At 72.9% G+C, this 19,388-nt stretch carries 13 protein-coding genes; 6 read left to right on the top strand and 7 right to left on the bottom strand.

What is annotated here, in order from left to right; genetic code table 11:
* Positions 1-331: 331 nt before the first annotated feature.
* From ACWIGI_RS16125 to ACWIGI_RS16115, 3 genes are all read left to right on the top strand, one after another.
* Positions 332-1,468: a cytochrome P450 gene (locus ACWIGI_RS16125; RefSeq protein WP_454203170.1), complete on the top strand. Its 1,137-nt coding sequence runs from the start codon at positions 332-334 to the stop codon at positions 1,466-1,468.
* A 124-nt stretch (positions 1,469-1,592) separates the two neighbouring features.
* On the top strand, positions 1,593-2,264 hold the full coding sequence (locus tag ACWIGI_RS16120) for an AAA family ATPase (RefSeq protein WP_454203169.1): 672 nt from the start codon (positions 1,593-1,595) through the stop codon (positions 2,262-2,264).
* 194 nt (positions 2,265-2,458) lie between these two features.
* Positions 2,459-2,830 carry a hypothetical protein gene (locus ACWIGI_RS16115; RefSeq protein WP_454203168.1) on the top strand — a complete coding sequence of 124 codons (372 nt, stop codon included), beginning with the start codon at positions 2,459-2,461 and terminating at the stop codon, positions 2,828-2,830.
* Between the two features lie 122 nt (positions 2,831-2,952).
* Here ACWIGI_RS16115 and ACWIGI_RS16110 read toward each other — a convergent pair whose 3' ends face one another.
* Together ACWIGI_RS16110 and ACWIGI_RS16105 are read right to left on the bottom strand one after the other, a co-directional pair.
* Entirely contained in the window at positions 2,953-3,879 is a 927-nt protein-coding gene (locus ACWIGI_RS16110) for a YegS/Rv2252/BmrU family lipid kinase (protein ID WP_454203167.1), read from the bottom strand.
* Positions 3,876-5,453, bottom strand: a complete 1,578-nt coding sequence (locus ACWIGI_RS16105) for an FAD-binding oxidoreductase (RefSeq protein WP_454203403.1) — start codon at positions 5,451-5,453, stop codon at positions 3,876-3,878. The genes ACWIGI_RS16110 and ACWIGI_RS16105 overlap by 4 nt, the downstream gene beginning before the upstream one ends.
* A gap of 141 nt (positions 5,454-5,594) precedes the next feature.
* Here ACWIGI_RS16105 and ACWIGI_RS16100 point away from each other — a divergent pair, with 141 nt between their 5' ends.
* Together ACWIGI_RS16100 and ACWIGI_RS16095 are read left to right on the top strand one after the other, a co-directional pair.
* On the top strand, positions 5,595-6,212 hold the full coding sequence (locus ACWIGI_RS16100; RefSeq protein WP_454203166.1) for a TetR/AcrR family transcriptional regulator: 618 nt from the start codon (positions 5,595-5,597) through the stop codon (positions 6,210-6,212).
* A gap of 66 nt (positions 6,213-6,278) precedes the next feature.
* On the top strand, positions 6,279-7,823 hold the full coding sequence (locus tag ACWIGI_RS16095) for a glycerol-3-phosphate dehydrogenase/oxidase (protein ID WP_454203165.1): 1,545 nt from the start codon (positions 6,279-6,281) through the stop codon (positions 7,821-7,823).
* Positions 7,824-8,030: 207 nt separating this feature from the next.
* On the opposite strand, the gene ACWIGI_RS16090 is transcribed toward ACWIGI_RS16095, so the two are convergent.
* Complete coding sequence (locus ACWIGI_RS16090) at positions 8,031-8,444, bottom strand: hypothetical protein (protein ID WP_454203164.1); 414 nt, start codon at positions 8,442-8,444, stop codon at positions 8,031-8,033.
* A 181-nt stretch (positions 8,445-8,625) separates the two neighbouring features.
* On the opposite strand from ACWIGI_RS16090, the gene ACWIGI_RS16085 reads away from it, so the two are divergent.
* Positions 8,626-10,701, top strand: a complete 2,076-nt coding sequence (locus ACWIGI_RS16085; protein WP_454203163.1) for an FHA domain-containing protein — start codon at positions 8,626-8,628, stop codon at positions 10,699-10,701.
* 170 nt (positions 10,702-10,871) lie between these two features.
* Here ACWIGI_RS16085 and ACWIGI_RS16080 read toward each other — a convergent pair whose 3' ends face one another.
* The 4 genes from ACWIGI_RS16080 to ACWIGI_RS16065 all read right to left on the bottom strand — a co-directional run bounded on the left by ACWIGI_RS16080 (position 10,872) and on the right by ACWIGI_RS16065 (position 19,027).
* Positions 10,872-13,934 (bottom strand): FAD-dependent oxidoreductase, encoded by a 3,063-nt coding sequence (locus ACWIGI_RS16080; RefSeq protein WP_454203162.1) that lies wholly within the window; start codon positions 13,932-13,934, stop codon positions 10,872-10,874.
* Between the two features lie 301 nt (positions 13,935-14,235).
* A complete protein-coding gene (locus ACWIGI_RS16075) occupies positions 14,236-17,061 on the bottom strand; it encodes a protein kinase domain-containing protein (protein ID WP_454203161.1) in 2,826 nt (941 codons plus the stop codon).
* Positions 17,058-18,566: a hypothetical protein gene (locus tag ACWIGI_RS16070; RefSeq protein WP_454203160.1), complete on the bottom strand. Its 1,509-nt coding sequence runs from the start codon at positions 18,564-18,566 to the stop codon at positions 17,058-17,060. The genes ACWIGI_RS16075 and ACWIGI_RS16070 overlap by 4 nt, the downstream gene beginning before the upstream one ends.
* A complete protein-coding gene (locus ACWIGI_RS16065; protein WP_454203159.1) occupies positions 18,563-19,027 on the bottom strand; it encodes a hypothetical protein in 465 nt (154 codons plus the stop codon). Before ACWIGI_RS16065 ends, ACWIGI_RS16070 begins: the two co-directional genes overlap by 4 nt.
* Between the last annotated feature and the right edge of the window lie 361 nt (positions 19,028-19,388).

Raw genomic sequence — 19,388 nt, 5'->3', positions numbered from 1 at the left:
CGGCCGCTCGACGCGAGAGACGCAGCGGTCGCCGAAACGGGTGACTCCCCGGCGCGCACGACCCCGGTGATCGTTCTGCCGCCCGCGCCGGCCGAGGTGCGCCCCATCGTGAATCCCCTGCCGGTGAGGCGTCATCGCGCGGCACGAGTACTCGCTCGGCGATCGGCATACGGGCGAGGCCGCGCCTCCCGCCCACGCGGCCTCAGCACTCAGCACCCGAATCATTTCGGAACCGACCATGACCCAGGAAAGGCAGGAATTCCGTGACACATCGGATTCGGATCATCGAGGCGGTGCGCGCCCGCGTTTCCGCGAGCGGCGAGGTGACGGCATGACCGGCACGGAGCAGAGCACCGGCCTGTGCCCGGTGACCGGTGCGGCCGACCTGACCCGAATCACCACGCCCACCGGCGATCCCGCGTGGCTGGCGACCGGCTACCACCTGGTGCGCGAACTGTTCGCCGACACCCGGCTGGGTCGCTCGCACCGCACGCCCGAGACCGCCGCGCGGATCGGCGAGTCCGCCTTCTTCGGCGGCCCGATCGGCAATTTCGACACCGAGCTCGACGACCACGCGCGCATGAAATCCATTCTGCAACCCCACTTCTCGCCGGGTCGCATGCGCGCGTTCCGGCCGCGGGTCGAGGCGGTCACCGCCGAGTTACTCGATGGCCTGGCGGCTCGCGGCGGGTCCGCGGACCTGCACGCGGAACTGGCGGTACCGCTGCCGTTGCAGATCATCTGCGAGCTGCTGGGGGTGCCGTTCGAGGATCGGGACAGCTTCCGGGAATGGACGGCCGCCGCGGGTGACGTGGCCGATCGCGGCAAGGCCGAACAGGGCGCGGCCGACATCTTCGGCTACTGCCGGAAATCGGTGGAGCACAAGCGCGCTCACCCCGGCGACGACGTGACCTCGCGACTGTGCGCGGATCCCGAGCTGACCGACGACGACGTCGCCATGTTCGCCATGGTGCTGCTGTTCGCCGGCCACGAAACCTCGGTGGTGCAGATCGGGGTGGCCGCGCTGATGCTGCTGGAGGAGCCGGAGCTGTGGCGGACCCTGCACGAGCGCCCGGAGCTGGTGCCCGCCGCCGTCGACGAATTGCTGCGGGCCTGCGAGCCGACCAACCTGCCGCGGTACGCCCGCACCGACCTGGAGATTCGCGGGGAACAGGTCGCCGCGGGCGATCTCGTACTGCTCGGACTGACCTCGGCCAATCACGACGCGACGGTGTTCCCCGATCCCGCCCGCGTCGATTTCGCCCGTGCGCAGGGGCAGCACGTCACCTTCGGCTTCGGCGGTCACTACTGCATCGGCGCCCCGCTGGCCCGCATCGAAATGCAGGCGGCGATCAGGCAATTGACCGCGCGCTTCCCCACCATGGCGCTGGACGCCGCCGCGGGGGCGCCGGTTCAGCGGGAGGAGGTCTTCACTCGCGGCCTGACCGCGCTCCCGGTCACGTGGTGACACCCGGCGGGAATGTTCACAGCGGGTGTTCCCGTGCAGGCAGCCGGGGCCGTATCGCGAGTTCGGGGGTGATTTCAGGGATATCCCGGTTGCAGGAACCCTTTTCGCTGCCGATGCTGGAGATGTGAACCCCCCGCTGGACCCCGGCTCCACCCCGTTGTCTTCCGCACCGCGCGTGGTGACACCGCACCAGGTGCACGATCTGCGCGGTGTCGCGATCCACCAATTGCGTTATCCCGCAACGGCGGCGGTCATTTTCGCCGGGGTGCCGGGGGCGGGCAAGAGCACCGCCCTGCGCAAACTGTTCGGCAGCACCTCCGACGCGGTGCGCCCGGCGATGAGTCCGGACGGGGCGCTGCTGCTCGATTCCCAGCATTCGCGCAACTGGTGGCAGCCGCGCCTGGACGCGGTCCCGTACCCACTGTGGCTGCCGATCGTGCACGTCACCCACTACCTGCGCATCCGGATGGCGCTGTTCCGCGCGGCCGGACCGGTCGTCATTCACGACTGCGGCACCCGGAACTGGGTGCGCTGGCTGGTGGCGACGTGGGCGCGGGCGGCGGGCCGGACCGTGCACCTGATCATGATCGATGCCCCGGCGGAATTGGCCATGGCCGGGCAGATCTCGCGCGGGCGCGAAGTGGGCCGGATGAGCTTCCGCTGGCACTGCCTGCGCTGGCAGCGCCTGATCGGCCTGGCCGGCGCGGGCGTCAAACCGCGGCCCGCGCCCACGTCCGTGGTCATCCTGGATCGGGCGGCGGTCACCGCCCTGGGCGAGGTCACGTTCGCGGCCTGACGGCGGGTTTCCGGGCCCTGTGACCCGTATCACCGATGTTCGGGCCTGTGAGGCGGATCGCAAAACTATTGCCCACATCAGCTGCGGTGATGTGTTCTTGCTATACGGCTGGCGCCAGTCGCTTCCATATCGGCATCACGCAGTACTCGACACATTTCCCGGGCCCGAGCGCCCACGCCGGAAAGCGAGTCATCATGCGCGTCTCGAAGCGATTCACCCGGCTCGCCGTTCTCCTCGGCGCCGCGGCCGCCACCGGTTTCGCCGTAGCCGGAACAGCTTCCGCCGCAACACCGTTCGTGATTCCCGACGTCGGCGCGATCGGGGTGGAGTTCAGCCCCGGTGAAACGCAATCGCTCGCCGACAGTCCGGTGCCCGCGCTCGCCGATCGCTATGTGCCGCATACCGCACTGAGCGTAGGTATCCAGCCCGATTCGACCCTCCCGCACGACGGGGACCGGGTGTTCGCCGGGATCAACGAGATCGTCCGCGAAGCGGCGTCCCGGCCGGGTGGGTCGGTCGATGTGCTCGTGGATTCGGAGGGCGTGGCCGTACTCCAGGTCTGGTAGCCCCGGACCGGCCACGGGTGACCGGGACTTCACCGCACCCTCCGGTAAAGACTGTGCCCCATGCCATTCCGGCGTGGGGCACAGTCTTGTCGGGCGCGCGGCATACTCGTGCCGGTGCCCGCTCAGGGCACGAGCACCTCGAGCGCGCCGGGCCGGGACACGAAGGTGGCCGGGAGCATGCCCGCGGGGTCGCCGTCGGCGGTCGCGGGCGCGTTCGGCGCCGACAGCACCACTTTCGCGGCCCGGTACTGCCCGGCGGCCGGATGATCGATGCGCTTGCCGGAGGACAGCGCGGGCAGCAGCCGCAGCAGGTCCAGCCGGGACATCTTGCCCACCACGGTCAGATCGAGCAGCCCGTCGTCGATGACGGCGTCGGGCGCGATGAGCATGCCGCCGCCGTAGGTCCTGGTGTTGCCGACCGCCACCATGACGGCGTCCAGTTCGATCACCGTGCCGTCCGGGTGGTCCGGGGAACCGTGCAGCTCGATGCGATAGGGCACGGCCAGCTTCCCGGCCAGTTCGATGACCGCGGCCAGGGTGTAGCGCAGCGGGCCCTTGGGCCAGACCAGAGCGTTGGCGCGCAAGGTGACTCGCGCGTCGAACCCGGTGCCGGTGACCGTGGCGAACCACATCGGCCGGGCGGCGTCCTCGGCCTGGACCGTGCCCAGGTCGATGGTGCGGGCATTACCGGCCAGCACCACGTCCACGGCCGCGGCGGTGTCGTCGGGCACTCCCACCTCGCGGGCCAGGTCGTTGCCGGTGCCGCCGGGCACCAGGCCCAGCGGGACGCCGGTGCCGACCAGCGCCTGCAACACCACGCAGGTCAGGCCGTCGCCACCGGCGGCGACGACGGCGTCCGGGCGGGCCGCGGGATCGGCCAGCGCCGCGCGCACCTGCTCCTCGGTATCGGCCGCGGACGCACCGCGGATCTCGGTGACGGCCACGCCGCGCGCGGCGAAACGATCGGCGGCGGCGATGCCCACCTGCACGCCTTTGCCGTGACCCGACAGCGGATTGGTCACGAGCAGAATCGAGCGAATCTCTCTCACGGAATGAGCTTCCCAGGGTTGAGGATGCCTGCGGGGTCGACTTCCCGTTTCACCGCGCGCAGCACGCGCACGCCCAGGTCGCCGATCTCGGCGCCCATCCACGGCCGATGGTCCGCGCCGACGGCGTGGTGGTGGGTGATGGTGCCCGCGGCGTCGACGATGGCGTCGCCGGCCGCGCGCTTGGCCACCGCCCACTGCGCCAGCGCGTCGTCGGCCTGCTTGGCGACGATGGTGAAGTACAGCGAGGCGCCGGTCGGATAGGTGTGCGAGATGTGGCACATGACCAGGGCCGGGGTGCCCTGCGCGGTGAGTGAATCGGTCAGGGCGGCGGTGACTTTCGCCTTGAGGTTGGCGAGATTGGACCAGGTGGTGGCGGTTTCGAGGGTCTCGCACAGAATTCCCGCGTCCAGCAGGGAGTCCCGCAGGTAGGGGGCCGAGAAACGGCCGTGCTCCCATTCGCGGGCGGGGGTCTCGCCCAGGGCGGTGCCACCGGCGGCGCGCAACAGGTCGATGGCCTCGGCGCTGCGGGCCGCGACGTGGGCCGCGGTGCCCTCGAAGGTGGTGACCGCGAGGCAGCCGCCGACCGCCGCGCCGCCGATGTCCCCGGCGCGCGCGAGATTCAGGCCGGTCTCGGCCTCGTCGGACAGCCGCATGACGGTGGGCGCCGCGCCCGCCTGGATGACCGTGCGCAGCGCGGCCGCGCCGGTGGCGAAGTCGGGGAACGACCACGCCTGGTAGGCGGTGGTCTCGGGCACCGGATGCACGCGCAGGGTGACGGTGGTGATGATGCCGAGCGCGCCCTCGGAACCGGAGAACAGTTCGCGCAGATCGGGTCCCGCGGCCGAGGCCGGGGCGCGGCCCAGGTCGAGGCTGCCCGCGGGGGTGGCCACGCGCAGGCGCTGGATCATGTCGTCGAAGCGGCCGTAGCCCGCCGAGGCCTGCCCCGAGGAGCGGGTGGCGGCGAAACCGCCGATGGTGGCGTATTCGAAGCTCTGCGGGAAGTGCCCCAGCGAAAGACCGTGCCGGGCAAGCAGTTCCTCGGCCCGGGGACCGGAGAGGCCGGCGCCGAGGGTGGCGGTGCCGCTGACGGGATCGACGTCGGTGAGGGTGTCCAGGCGGGCCAGGTCGATCGCGACGACGGTGGCGAAGGCGCCGCGCGCGGGGTCGAGGCCGCCCACGACGCTGGTGCCGCCGCCGAAGGGCACCACGGCGATGCCCGCGCCGGAGCAGTACTCGAGCAGGGCCTGGACCTCGTCGTGCGAGGCCGGGAAGACGATGGCGTCGGGGGCGTCCTGCGGGCCGTCGGCGCGGCGGCGCAGCAGGTCGGGGGTGGATTTGCCGCCGGCGTGCAGCAGGCGATCGCGGTGGTCGACAGAGACGTGATCCGCACCGACCACCGCGACGAGCCCAGCCCGGTGTTCCGGCGTCAGGGTCGAGTCACGCAGCGGCACGTCGCCCTCATCGCGACGGGTCGCCGGTTCCGCGGACACTCCGAACACCTGCGTGAGCAAGCCCCGAATCTGCTCCGAGAGCGGTTTGTGTCCGGACGGGGAGCCCCAGGCGTCCCACACCATACTCGCGCGGACCTGCGGCTCGCCCGGGTTTCCCGGCGAAGCGGATGCTGCTTGCGTGTCGACCATGCGTTACAGTCTGACATAGAATGTCAAGCAGTAACGAGAACTGCCGATCGGACCGGTGATGGAAGGGTGGTACCCATGGCTTCGACCGAACCGTCCTCCCGCGATCTCGCCGCCCCCGAGACCGTCTCCACCGTCGATCGCGCGATCCTGGACGCCGCCCGCGCCTGCGTGGCCGAATTCGGGGTGCGGCGCACCACGCTCACCGAGGTGGCCCGGCGGGCGGGCGTGAGCCGGCCGACGGTGTACCGGCGCTGGCCCGACACCGGATCGCTGGTGGCGGATCTGCTGGTGCGCGAACTGCGCGAGATCATCGCCGGCGCGGTGCCCGACACCGGAACCGCCCGCGACCGGCTGGTGGCCGCCATCGTCGGCGGCGGGTCGACGATCAGGCGGAATCCGCTGTTCGCCAAGATCTTCCGCACCGACGCCGACGTCATGCTCACCTACGTGTTCGAACGGCTGGGCCGCAATCAGCGCGCGCTCATCGAGTTGTTCGCGGCGGCGGTGCGAGAAGGCCAGGGCGACGGGTCCATTCGGGACGGGGACCCCGAACGGCTCGGCACCATGCTGCTGCTCATGGCGCAGTCGGCGGTCCAGTCCGCGGGCACGGTCGCCGAACTGCTCGACTCCGCGCACCTCGACATCGAACTCGCACACGCCATCACCGGATACCTCGCGCCCTCGGCGCCGTAAGCGCCGCCCGACCGGGCGGCTTCCTTCGACCGCAGCACCCGCTGCACCGCATCGAAAGGTCCTGTCATGACCGGCACTTCGGCTCACCCCGGCTCCGCCCTCAACGCCGCGCGACGCGAGCGTGAACTGCTCGCGCTGGGCGCGGGCGAGACCATCGACATGCTGGTCATCGGCGGCGGGATCACCGGGGTGGGCATCGCCCTGGACGCGGCCGCGCGCGGTCTGCGCACGGTGCTGGTGGAGAAGCACGACCTGGCCTTCGGCACCAGCCGGTGGAGTTCCAAGCTCGTCCACGGCGGGCTGCGGTACCTGGCGAGCGGCGGGGTGGGCATCGCGCACGAGAGCGCGGTCGAACGCGACATCCTGCTCACCCGCACCGCACCGCATCTGACCCGTGCCCTGCCGCAGGTTGTCCCGTTGCTGCCGACCATCGGCGCGGCGCAGAAGACGCTGGTCCGCGTCGGTTTCGCCGCCGGTGACGTGCTGCGCCGGACCGCGGGCACCTCGGCGGCGGTGCTGCCGCGCTCGCGGCGGGTGGCCGCGGCCGAGGCGCTGCGCTACGCGCCGACCGTGCGCCGGGCCGGGCTGCGCGGCGGGCTCATCGCCTGGGACGGGCAGCTGGTGGACGACGCGCGCCTGGTGGTGGCGATCGCGCGCACGGCCGCCGCGCACGGGGCATCGGTGCTGACCCGGGTGGCGGCCACCGAGGTCACCGGCACGACGGCGACGCTGCGCGACGAGCTGACCGGCGAAACCCTGTCCGTGCGAGCGCGTTCGGTCGTCAACGCCACCGGCGTCTGGGCGGATCAGGTGGATCCGAGCATCGAGTTGCGGCCCTCGCGCGGTACGCACCTGGTGTTCGACGCGGCCGCCTTCGGCGGGCTCTCCGCCTCGCTGACCGTGCCGATTCCGGGCAGCACCAGCCGTTTCGTCTTCGCCTTCCCCGCCGCGCACGGGCGGGTCTACCTCGGCCTGACCGACGAAGAGGCCCCCGGGCCGGTGCCGGACGTACCGCACGCGACCGAGGCCGAGATCGACTTCCTGCTCGACACCGTCAATACGGTGCTGCGGGAACCGTTGCGCCGGGAAGACATTCGCGGCACCTTCGCCGGGCTGCGGCCGCTGCTGCGCACCGGCGCGGACAGCACCGCCGACATCTCCCGCGAACACGCGGTGCTCACCTCCCCCACCGGACTGATCACGGTGGTCGGCGGCAAGCTCACCACCTACCGCCGGATGGCCGAGGACGCGGTGGACGCCGCTGTCGGGCACGCGAAGCTGACGGCCGGCCCCTGCCGCACCCGGCAGCTGCCGCTGGTCGGCGCGGTGACCGGGGTGGCCCGCGACCGCATCCAGGCCCCGACCCGGCTGGTCGAGCGGTACGGCAGCGAGGCGGCCGCGGTACTGGACCTCGCGCACGCCGACGCCACGCTGGCCGAGCCGGTAGCGCCCGGGATCGACGTTCTCGCAGCCGAGTTCGCCTTCGCCGTCAGCCACGAGGCCGCGCTGGACGCCGACGATCTCCTGGACCGCCGCACCCGGATCGGCCTGGTCGACACCGACCGCAAGGCCGCCGCCCCCGCGGCGGAGGCGGCATTCGACGGACGCTGAGCGGGTTTCACCGTCGGGGGACTCCACCGCGAACCCGTACGGCCCGGTTTCGCCCGGGCGACAGCGGATTCCGATCGGACACCTCACGTGCACACCCTGCCCCTGGGTCGGCGCGACCGCAGTCGGGCGCGTCGGTTCCTGCTGAAGCCGACCAGAGCCGAGGCCACGGCGACTTCGTCGCGGACGATCACACCGATCGTGGCCGGGTCAGTGCAGGACGATGCAGCCCGAACCGGTGAGCAGGCCGGTGCCGACGGTGATGTCGACGTAAGGGACCACGTCCGCGCCGGGGACGGTGTGCTGGACGATCTGGAGGCGGTGGACGCCGGGGGTGGCGGGAGTCCAGTGGGCGATCGCGATCCGGCCCGAGGGAACGGCGGTGGCGAAGGCTGTGCCGTTGTCGTAGAACACGACCGGGGCCGAGGGATCGTCCACGTAGCCGTTCACCGGGTAGGTGCAGCCGGCGCCGTAGTTCGTCGCCGGTCCGTAGCTGAGGCCGGGTTCCACGCCCACCCGGGTGGCGGTGGCCCCGGCGGGAGCGCACAGGACGGTGAGCGCCGCGGCGGCCGCGATGGCGATTCCGGCGCCGCGTACGGCGCCACTGGTGTCGATCGTGCCCATAGGTTCGGTCCTTCGGGTACGCCGGAGCCGGATGCACCGGCACGATTGTTCGATCCTCGCGCCCCGGGGGTCACTTCGGGCAGTATTGCCACGATCGGGCGGATTCCGTGTCGGGACCGCCGGCGTGTGAACGGTCCTATGCTTGGCAGCGATGTTGTGAGCGCCGGACAAGGAGGCGCGAATGGGGCGGATACCGACAACAGTCGGATTGCTGCGCGGTGAGGGGTTGATCGCGCGGTTCGGAAGCGTGGTCCTCTACCTCGCGGGGACGAGCAGGTCCACCGAACGGATACTCGGTGCGGCCGAGACGGCGGCGGGGTCCGCGGATCCGGGCGTGGCCATCGCGCAGCGGCTGGCCGCGACGGTTTTCAGCGGCGGGTCCGCGCAGCCGCCGTCGTTCGGGGTGGTCGCGCCCACCGCCGGCGGCATCCTGGTGCTGCTGCGCGGGCCGGTGCGCGCGCTGGTCGAGGGGCCGGAGGGCGCGCGCGAATTCTCCGGTGTGCGCGCCATGACCTGGGCCGACGAGATCTTGCGCGATCCGGTGCGGCGCCTGACCATCGCCGCGGACAGCACCGAGGGCGGGGAGATCCCGTATACGAATCTGCGCGTCGGCGTGGTTCCCGGCGGTGGTTTTCTGATGCACGCACCGCCTTCGGGGTTGCCCGCGCAGCGCGGGAACACCGGGTCCACCCCGCGCCAGGGGGCGTCCGGTGCAGCGGGGACGCCGGTGCCGGGCGGGTCGCGTGAGTCCCGCTCCGACCCCGCGTTTGCCCGGCCGGGGCCGGTCGCTACCGGTTCGCCAGGGGCTGGCGGATCATCGAGCGCGAGTGGAACACCAGCTTCGAGCGGTGCGCCGGGCGCGAGCGGAACGCCAGGCAGAGGCGGATCGTCGAGCGCGGGCGGATCGCCTGGCTCAGGCGGACAACAGGCCGCGGCAGGTTCTCCCGGGCCGGTGCCGGACCTCACGAATCGTGCTCCCCTACCTACTCCCTCGCATACCCGCTTCGCGGCGCACGGCTCCCCCGAGCGAGCGCCGGGCAACCGGGGCCCGGATTCGGGTCCGCTGCCCACACGGGCCGAATCCGGCGCTGCCGCCCCCTCGACCCCCGCCGGCCTCGATGCATCGCCCACCGGATACGTGGGGCCGGGAACACCCGGCGAATCCGCCGGTGGCCGCCGATCCTCCGCCTCGGGGCCGAATCCACGGCCCGAGAGCGCGGCGGGCAAGCGCCACCCGGAGCCGCCCGAGACGCAGGCGGCGGGGTCGTTCGGCCGCCCGGCCGAGCTGCCCGACCCACCGGCCCCCGGGTCCGCCGGCCGCATCGGCAACCGCCCGGCCCCGCCGCCCGAACGGCGGGCCGACGGCGGGCGGCCCGGCGACGCGCCGCCGACGCGTGGCACCCCGCGCGCGGAGCCGTCACAGCCCGCGAGCGGTCCGCTCGGTCGCACGGAATCGCCTGCCCCGCAACCGGACCGGTCTGCCGCGCGAGAACAGGCCCTGCCGGACCGGCCGCTGGATCCCAACGACCCGCAGGCGGCGATTCCCACCGAGACCCGTGTCGTCCCCAGAATCGACGACAAGGCGGACGGCAACGCACCGGAGGGCCTGACCGTTCCGGATTCGGGTCCCGCGCAGGGTAATCAGCCGCATGCCGGTCCCCGACTATCGAAAGACGCCCCGCCGGAACAGGGTTCGGGCGCGGCCGCGGGAACCGCGCGCCCGGGCGGCGCCGGGTCGCCCGCGGGCGCCCGGCCCGCACGGCAGGGCGGACCCGAGCCCACCCGCCCGGATCCCGCCGATCTGCCGCCGACCGCCGCCTTCGACGCCGAGGCGGCCGCCGCCGAGCCCGCGGCCACCGAACGCGCCGGCGGGCGCGGCCCGGTGCCCCCGGAGACCAGTGCCCTCGGCCCCGTCGGCGGCGCGCTCACCACCGCGGACGGCGCGGTCTATCCCCTGGATCGCCCGTATGTGATCGGCCGCGATCCGCTCATCGACGAGTCCGTCCGCCGAGCCGCCTCCTCCCCCATCGTGATTCCCCGCGATCGCCACGTATCCCGGGTCCACGCCTACGTTTTCATCGAGAACGGCATGGTCCTGATCCGCGACGCCGCCACCCCCGGCGGCACGTTCGTCGCCGCCCCCGGCGCCCAGGACTGGATTCGCGTGGGCCAGCGCCCCCACGAGCTCAAACCCGGCTGGAGCCTCCGGATCGGCGCCCGCATCCTGACCTACCGCCCCGAACAACCCCGCCGCTGACCCCGGACCCTGGGGCGACGTCGCTACCAGCGCCCCGAACGGTGAACCGAAGTAACTGCCGCCCAGTTACTTTCGTGGGTCACGATCCGCCAAGCGGCTGCGGCCCGATCGCTGGGAGAACCGGGCCCGAGTGCGCGGTCCGGTGGCTGACCGCGTCGCGGGTCGAGCGGTCAGGCGGGAGCGATCGCGGCCAAAGGGGTCCAGTCACCGGCGCGGAGGGAACCGTGGAGATGCGGCGGGAGGGCGGACCGGGAACGGACGGCGGACTGGGCCGCGGCCAGGTCGGCGGGGTGGTGACCGAGGACGGTCGCGCCCACGCAGCGGCCCGCGGACAGGACCAGGGCGCGGTAGGACGGGGCGCCGGCGTTCTCGGTGACGATCACCTCGTCACCGGGGGCGGGGACGGTGCGGCCGATCGCGAACAGTTCCAAGCCGACACCCTTGAGGAGGGTGGCGGGGAGCTCGGCGGTCAGAATCCGGTTGCCGCCCAAGGCGTTCACGGCGGCGGCCTCGGCTTGCTCGGCGGCGACCGGCCACAGCCCGGGCACCCGATCGCGGTGTTCGGCGACGTCGCCGGCGGCGTAGACGTGCGGGGCGGCGGTACGCATGCGGTCGTCCACCAGAATGCCGCGCGCCACCGGAAGACCCGCCCGCCGGGCGAGGTCGGCGTTCGGCGCGATGCCGGTGGCGGCGAGGAAGAGGTCGCACGGCAGGGTGCGGCCGTCGGTCAGGACGGCGGCCCGCACGGCGGGTTCGCCTACCAGGCAGGCGGTTTCGGCGCTGCGGCGCACCTCGATGCCGAGCCGGGTGAAATGGGCGAGCACCAGCTCCGAGCAGCGCGGGTCGAGCTGTTTGCTCAGCAGGCGGGGACCGCGTTCGAGCACGGTGACCCGTAAACCGAGCTGGTGCAGCGCGTATGCCGCTTCCAGGCCGAGCAGGCCGCCGCCCGCGACCAGGGCGCGGGCGGATCCGTGCTGCTGGGCGTAGGCGCGAATGCGCAGGGCGTCCGCGGCTTCTCGCAGCACGAAGCTGCCGGGACGGTGCAGGCCCTCGATGGGCGGGGCGGCGGCGCTCGCGCCCATGGCGAGCACCAGGCGGTCGTAGGGCAGCACGTCGCCGGTGCCCAGGTGCACGCGCTGGGTGCGCGTATCGAGCCGGGTGGCAAGGGTATTGAGCCACGGCGTGATCTGGTGCTCGGCGTACCACTGTTCGGGCAGCAGGTGCAGGCCCTGCATGGCCGAGCGGCCGTACACCAGGCGGGAGATGCCCATGCGGTTGTAGAAGTCGTGGGATTCCCGTCCGACGAGATGGATCTCGCAGTCCGGATGCCCGCGCCGGACGAAGTCGGCGGCGGTGACGCCGGCGATACCGTTGCCGATGATCACCACGCTCACGATGGAGCGATCGAAACGCACGGTGGTGCCACCGTTTCCGGTGCCCGGCTGCGGGGTCAGCGACACCCGCACCGCGCCGCTACCGAGGCGGGCGGCGCAGGCCATCCGGGTGTTCTCGGCGAAACCCAGCCGCCGCAGCGTGTTTCGCTCGTCGCTGCCGACCGGGCCGAGCAGCTCCGCGCCCGCGAGCACCGCCACCGGGTCGGCGCCGCACACCCCCATCCGGCAGCCCGCCTCGAGCGGGAGATGTGCGCGTTCGGCGCAGTCGAGCAGGCTCATGCCGGGATCGGCGGTCACCCGGGTGCCGCCCGGCTCGAACGTCACCGAATCCGCTGCCGCCGTGGGGTTCTCGGGAGCGGTGCGCGGCCGTGGGAAGGACAGCAGGACCGGCGCCGTGCGCGCGCCGGTGGTGAGCGCGTACTGGAGTTCGCTCACCCGGGTGCGGGCGAGGAACGCGAGGGTCGCGGCCAGTACCAGCAGGCTGATCGGCCAGCGCAGCCAGGCCGCCTGCAGGCCGGTCAGGGTGCGCAGGGAGGTGAGCAGAGCGGGCCCGGCGAACCAGTAGAAGATGTTCAGCGCGAGCGCGGCGTAGCCGGCGGCCAACATCGGGGTGGAGATCCCGGTGGTGGATTCCAGGACGAAGAACACCCCGACCGCGGCCAGCAGGAACAGCGCCAGCAGTTCGAACCGCTGCGGGGCGGCGATGCCGTCGCTGCCCGCGAGCACGAAGAAGCCGAGGACGAAACCCGGCAGGGCGGCGGCGAAGAGCTTGCGCGCCATACCCCAGCCGGGATCCGGATCGTCCAGGTCGGCCTGGTACGCGCCGCGCGGGCTGAAGTCGAAGCAGTTCTTGGCGCAGCCGACACAGGGCTCGCAGTGGTTGTTGGGCACGGTCAAGAACGGCGTCTGCCCGTAGGCGCGCTGCACCGGGAACAGCGGGCAGATGCTGCTGCACCAGCCGCTCTTGCCCTTGAACAGCACCCCGCCGGTCCCCGCCGCCACCGCGACCGCGAGCAGCACCCCGCCGGTCGCCACGCCGCTGCGGTCCAGTCCGGCCAGCCGCGATCCGGCGATACCGAAGAACAGCGCCACGGCGATCAGGTATCCGCGCCGCTGCACCCAGCCCGGCAGGGTGGCCGCGCGGCTGAATCCGAACAGCCTGGGCGCCTGGTTGATCGCCGCCAGCGGGCACACGTTGCGCCAGAGTCCCGGAGCCGCCAGGAACAGTCCGGGCAGGATCGGAACGACCACGCCGAAGAACAGCGGCAGCCCGATATCGGGCCGGACGAACAGCGTGAGGATCACCGCGAGAAAGACGCCGACACTGACGGCCCGCAGCCCCCGCCACACCCGCACCGGGACGCGCGCGGTCATGTCCATGAAGGTGGGGAACATGTTTCGCGTGCCGGTCGGGTCGATGTCGAGGAGGCGTTCGGCCAGGGCCGTCCCGGGCCCCGCCCGCCGCTCCCCCGGCGGTGGCGGCGCGGGCCGCCCCGCCGGCTCGACATGGGTGTCCACCCCGATCTCGGGCGGCGCGTCCGGGCTCGGTGCGCGCAGGACGATGATCTCGGTCCGCCCGAGCCGCACCACATCCCCCACCGCGAGTACCTGCCGCCCCGCGAGCACCACCCCGTTGACCGTGGTCCCGTTCCGGCTGCCCAGGTCGACCACCGACAAGCCCGTGGGCGTGGGCACCAGCCGCACGTGCCGACGGGAAACCTCACTGTCGGAGAGGATCTCACCGCCCTCTCCACGCCCGAAGATGATCGGCCCCGCCAGTCGCCGCCGCCGCGCCGCCCGCCCCCACTCCCTGATCTCGATGACCGGTTCCGCACCCATCGCCGCGTCCCCCTCCCGGCACACCCATCGGATGGTCACCCATATATCGACGAAAACCCCTCCGCCGCTACCGCTCTCCTCGGATCGGGCAACCGTTCCCCCGGCCCGCGCACCTCCCGTACCTCGACAGCACGACGGCGCGCATCCCGCGCCCAGGTCCGGTCGGTCGCCGCAACTCTCCTCCAGGAAGCTGACGCTCGGCGAGGCGCGGGGTCCCGAGGCGAAGCCCGGTCTCCGTGCAGGCTGCGCGGTCTCGCCGCAGCACCCCATCGCGCCGGGGCACGGGCGCGGGTGGGGCGGGTCAGGACCGTTCCCGTAGTCGCAGCACCCGGATGTAGCGGTAGCGCTTGCCCATGCGGCGCAGGCCGACCGACGCGGTCGCGCCGGTCGCGGCGGCCAGGGTGGCGGCGACCGCGAGGGCGGGGACCGTTGGCTCGTGGGCGAGCAGCAGCCAGGACGCGGCGGAGAGGGCGAGACCGAGGAGGGCGGCGCTGACGGTGAGGCCGATCGTGGCGGCCACGCGGGCGCTGCCGCGGCGCAGGGACCGGGCGTTGGACTCGGTGTAGGCGGCGGCGAACAGGGTCAGCAGGACGATGGCGGCGGCGGTCGCGGTGGTGGTGCCGCGCTGGGCGGTGTGGACGCCGAAGCGGTAGGTCGCGACGTCGGAACCGTTGCGGGACAGCGCCAGTTCGCCGGTCAGATCACCGGCCAGGACGTAGGGGTTCACGGGCGCCGGGAGGTCGGCGGCACCGTCCCGCAGGGGTGTCGTGCTGCCGCCGATGGTCCTGCCCAGCAGATTCACCGACAGTTCGGCGCTGTCGGCGTCGATTCCGTCGAGCGTGAGCGGTATCGGCTTGGACAGGTCCAGTTCCACCGCCCGCGCCACGGCCGGATCCATACCGGCGATCCGCACCGTCCCGGGGGCGGGCAGGTCGCGGTCCAGCGCGCCGCCCAGCCCGAGCAGCGTCGCGCCGGTGACGAGTGCGGCCAGGACGCCGGCCGAGATCAGTGGCACCCGAGGCGATGTCAGCCGCACCACCCGCTGCACCGGCACGAGGTCGTCGCGGTCGATATCGATCAACCGAACCCCGTCGTGCCGCATCGGCTCGAGCGGACGCACCCGCAGTAGCCCGACCGCCATCCGGCCCGCATGCTGCGGCTGGTTCGGCGGCAGGATCCGCTGCGGTGCGCTCGGCGTCGAAACCCGCTGCCCGGCCACGTGTCCGTCGAATCGCGAGCCGTCCGCGCCCACGTTCGCCGCGGCGCCGGGGTGCGCCGGATGCGGTCCGCCGCCGGCTCCTGGACGCTGCCCGCCGGAGTACCCGCCCCGCCGCACGGTCGGCACCCGCTGCTCGGGATCCGCGTCCCGCCGGGTCGGCCACAGTGGTGTCGCGGGCCGCACCACGGTCTCCGGCGCGGACGCCGGAGGACGAACCCGGCCCGCGTCCGGATTTCCGGGCCGGGGCGAGCTTCCACGCGAATCCTGCTGTGCACCGTATGCGTTCGCGCCGCCGGGAGGCCGGTTGCCGTCCCAGCCGGTCTGCGCGCTACTGGGCTGCCCTGGCCGCCCCGGCCCGCCCGGCGGTACACCCTGCCCAGGCGGCAACACACGCGGATTGCCGCTGTTCTGCGGCCGCCCCGAAGGAGCCTGCGCCCCAGCGCCGCTCGCGGCTACGGCAGGCCCGTACGGTGGCGTCGCCGGATTGACGGTAGTTTCCGCAGCGCCAGCCGACTCCTCCGCCGGGCCGGGCCCGGGCACTCGATCCGACCGCCCCGGCGAGCCCGGACGGTAAGAGCGTTGATCCACAGCGGGATTGACCGTCGTCTCCGCTGGCCGCTGCTGCGGGACAGGGTTGTTCGGATCCGAGTGCGCGGGGGTACGGGTCCGGCCGGGGCGATAGGCCGGATCCGGGACCCGGCCGTACGGGGGAGGTGGAGTCGCGGGGTTGAGCACGGTCGGTGGCGGTTCCGCATTCCGTTGTAACGCGGTGGTTTTCGGGTCGGGCATGTCGCGGGTGACCGGCCCGGGTGGGGGCACCGGGTCGTACGGGCGCGGAAGTGTCCCGGCGCCGCGTGGCCGCGGCGGGGTCTCGGCGGCCACCGGAGTGTGTGGGCGCGGAGGCGTCGCGGGGTTGAGCAGGGTCGGCGGGGCGGACAGGGGGCGAGGCGGGGTGTATGGGCGGGAGTGCGCGCCGCCGGTGGCCGCGGCGGCTATGGTGTCCGCGCCGATCAGCGGAATGCCCACGGGGGTAAGCCAATTGGCGCCCCAGCAGTGGGCGGCGGGCTCCGCGAGGGCTATGCCGAAGGACTCGGCGGTGGCGAAACGGTCGGCGGGGTCCGAGGCCAGGCCGCGCATGACGGTGTCGGCGATCGGCTGCGGGACGGCCGGCGCGACCCGGGTGAGTGGGATCGGCTCGCCGTAGGCGTGGGCGAAGAGCATGGCGACGGCATCGGTGCCGGGCGGAAAGGGCAGGGCGCCGGACAGCAGTTGATAGAGCATCGTCGCCAGGGCGTACACGTCGGTCGAGGGCGAAAGCTCTTCACCGCGAACCTGTTCCGGCGCGATGTAGGAGGGCGTGCCGACTATGTCACCGGCCCGCGTCACCAGGGTCTCGGCACCGCCGATGATCTTGGCGATGCCGAAGTCGGTGAGTTTCAGCGTGCCGTTGGCCGCGAACATCAGGTTGGACGGCTTCACGTCGCGGTGCAGGATGCCGTGCCGGTGCGCCGCCTCCAGTCCCGCCGCGCAGGCCAGCGCCACCGCGACCGCCGCCGTCGCCTCGAAACCCGCCGTGACGAAACGATTCTCGACCGTCCCGCCGGGCAGGAACTCCAGCACCAGCAGGCACAGATCCTCGTGCTCGATGTAGTCGTACACCGGCACCACGTGCGGATGGTCGAGCGCGGCCATCATGCGCGCCTCGTCCACGAACCGCCGCCGCACCTGCGCGTCGTCGGCGAACTGCGGCGGGATCTGCTTGATCGCCACCCGCCGCGCCAGCCCCCGGTGCGTCCCCGCCAGCACCACACCGCACCCGCCCCGCCCGACCTGCCCGTCCACCTCGTACCCGGGCAGCGCCGCGCGCACCCGGGCGATGTCACCCTGCTTCAGATCCCGCACGCTCATCCGGCCACTCCGCCGGGCCGGAACCGCTGAATACCGGGGGTGGTGCGAATGGTGGGTTCATCGGCGCCGGGTTCGCTCTCCCGCCGCGCATCCCGCGCGAGCGGTTCCGAGTCGGTACCGGGCTGCGAAGCGCTCCGGCCGATCGTCGTCTCCCCTGTCGGGTCGAACGAATCCGCCCGCGCCGCATGTTGTTTCCTCAGCCCGGGAGGCGCAGCACCGGGTTCCCCCGAGCCCGGGGATACCGCGCGGGGCTCCCCCGAGTCCGACGGCACCGCACCGGCTGTCCTCAGGCCCGGCCGAACCGCACCGAACTCCCACGAATCCGACGGTGTCGCATCGGGTTTCCGCATCCCGGGCGGCAAGCTCACCGCCTGTGTCGGTTCCTCGCTCGGTGCCGGTTGCCAACCCCAGCGCCGGGGCGCGGCGGGGTCGGCGGGACCGTCACCGCTACCCGGCACCCCGGCGACCGAGCCGAGCGGGCTGGGAGAGCCCCCGTCCAATTCGCCGGGCGGTGCGGCGTCGGCGCGGGCGGACAACGGTAGTCCGGATCCCGGGCCCAGCCGCCCGGCGGCGAACGCCGCCTCCGGCCCGCCGGACCAGGCTCCCTCCGGGTTGCCGCCCGCGCGAGCGTCAGGCGTGAAGCCCGCTCCCACCGCGGCGAATTGCCCGCCGTCGCCCGACGGCTCGGCTCCGGACGCGGCGGTGAAACCCATCGCGTCGAGTTCGCGGGCGGCGGCCAGGTCCTCGGGGTCGAGGCCGAGGTAGTCGGGACGCGTGGGGGTCGGCGAGAAGTAGCCGGCGAGGAAGAACACGGTGGCGGTCACCCCGGCCAGCGCCAGCCACAGCGACGTCGCCGGAACCCACCAGCGCGCGACAGAGGCGGTGAAACCGATCATCAGGCCGATGCCGATCCCGGGGGCGAGCACCCGCAGCCCGCGCTGCCAGCGATTGGCCGCGAGCCGGTGCCTGGCCACACTCAGCGCCGCGTCGGCGATCGCCAGCATCGTCAGCACCGCCATGATGATCCCGAACAGGCCGTACACCGACGCCAGCGAACCGCGCACGTCGATGACCGTGGGCACCGCACCCACAGGTTCGCCGTCCGCCCCGATGACCGTGAGGTCCGAGCCGATGAGACCGGTCGCCTGCCCGTCGAGGCCGGCCGGATCGAGCCGATAGGTGAGCTTGCCCGTCGCCCCCGCGGCCACGGTCAGTTCGACCGAGGTCGAGTAGGAGAAGAAGTTCAGGCCGAGCACGTGGCCGGTGAGATCGACGCGCCGCACCGTTACCGAGTCGGCGGACCGATTCTCGAGTTCCACCGTCACGAGCGCGACGGTGGCGGGCTCGAGGCGCACCGGATCCCGTGCGCCGGCGCCCGCGATGTCCCGGCCGTCGACGGTGGCCGTGACGCGCACCGGCCCGGCCGCCGTGGCGGGCGTGATCGCGAAACAGGCGGCCAGGCACAGCAGGACGATCGCGAGGGGTGCGAGACGAAGCCTGGTCATCGGGGCCTCCGAGCGGGCAGATGGGATACCAGGCGGTGGCCGTAGAACCAGCCGCCGACGAGCAGGAAGAACAGCAGGACGGTCGCGGTGGCCGCGCCGCCCCCGACCTCGCTGACCAGCACCACGTCCAGTGCGGCCGCCAGGGTGGGGCCGCACTCGGCGGTCACGTCGTGATGGCCGATCTCGGTGGCGCCGGTGGCCAGCGTCGTGTCGAAGCCGCCGTCGGCCCGGGCGCGAGTATCGGCGACGGCCGTGCCGCCGATCGAAACCTGCACCCGCGCACCGGGATCGCAGCCGCGCCCCGCCACGGCCACCGGCGCACCCGGCGACACCGCGGGCGGAGTCAACTCCAAACCGGCGCCCGCCGGGAATACGTCATTCGATCCACCGGTGGTGCTCGGATTGCCCGCGCCCGGTTCCGGCGTGACAGGTTCGGGCGTCACCTCGGGTTCGGTCGTCACCCCCGGCCCCGGATCTGGCTGCCCGCCACCAGATCCGGGGTTGCCGCCGCCCGGGTTGCCGCCACCGCCGTCCACCCGGCACTGCCCGTCCGCCGGGCGGTCCGAGCCATCGGGACACCGCTGCTCGGGGCATGCGCCGCTTGCCGGTTTGTCGGATCCGTCGGGACATTTTTCCGGAGCGCACTGCCCGTCGGCCGGCTTGGTGGACCCGTCCGGGCACCTCGTGTCAGGGCACTCACCGCTCGACGGCTTCACAGACCCGTCCGGACACCTCGTATCAGGGCACTCACCGCTCGACGGCTTCACAGACCCATCCGGACACTTCGGCTCCGGGCACTCACCGTCGCTCGACCGGGTGACG

This window comes from Nocardia sp. NPDC055321 (assembly GCF_053645575.1).
Note: the sequence above shows the minus strand (reverse complement) of the source record. Positions and strands in the feature narration are given on the sequence as shown.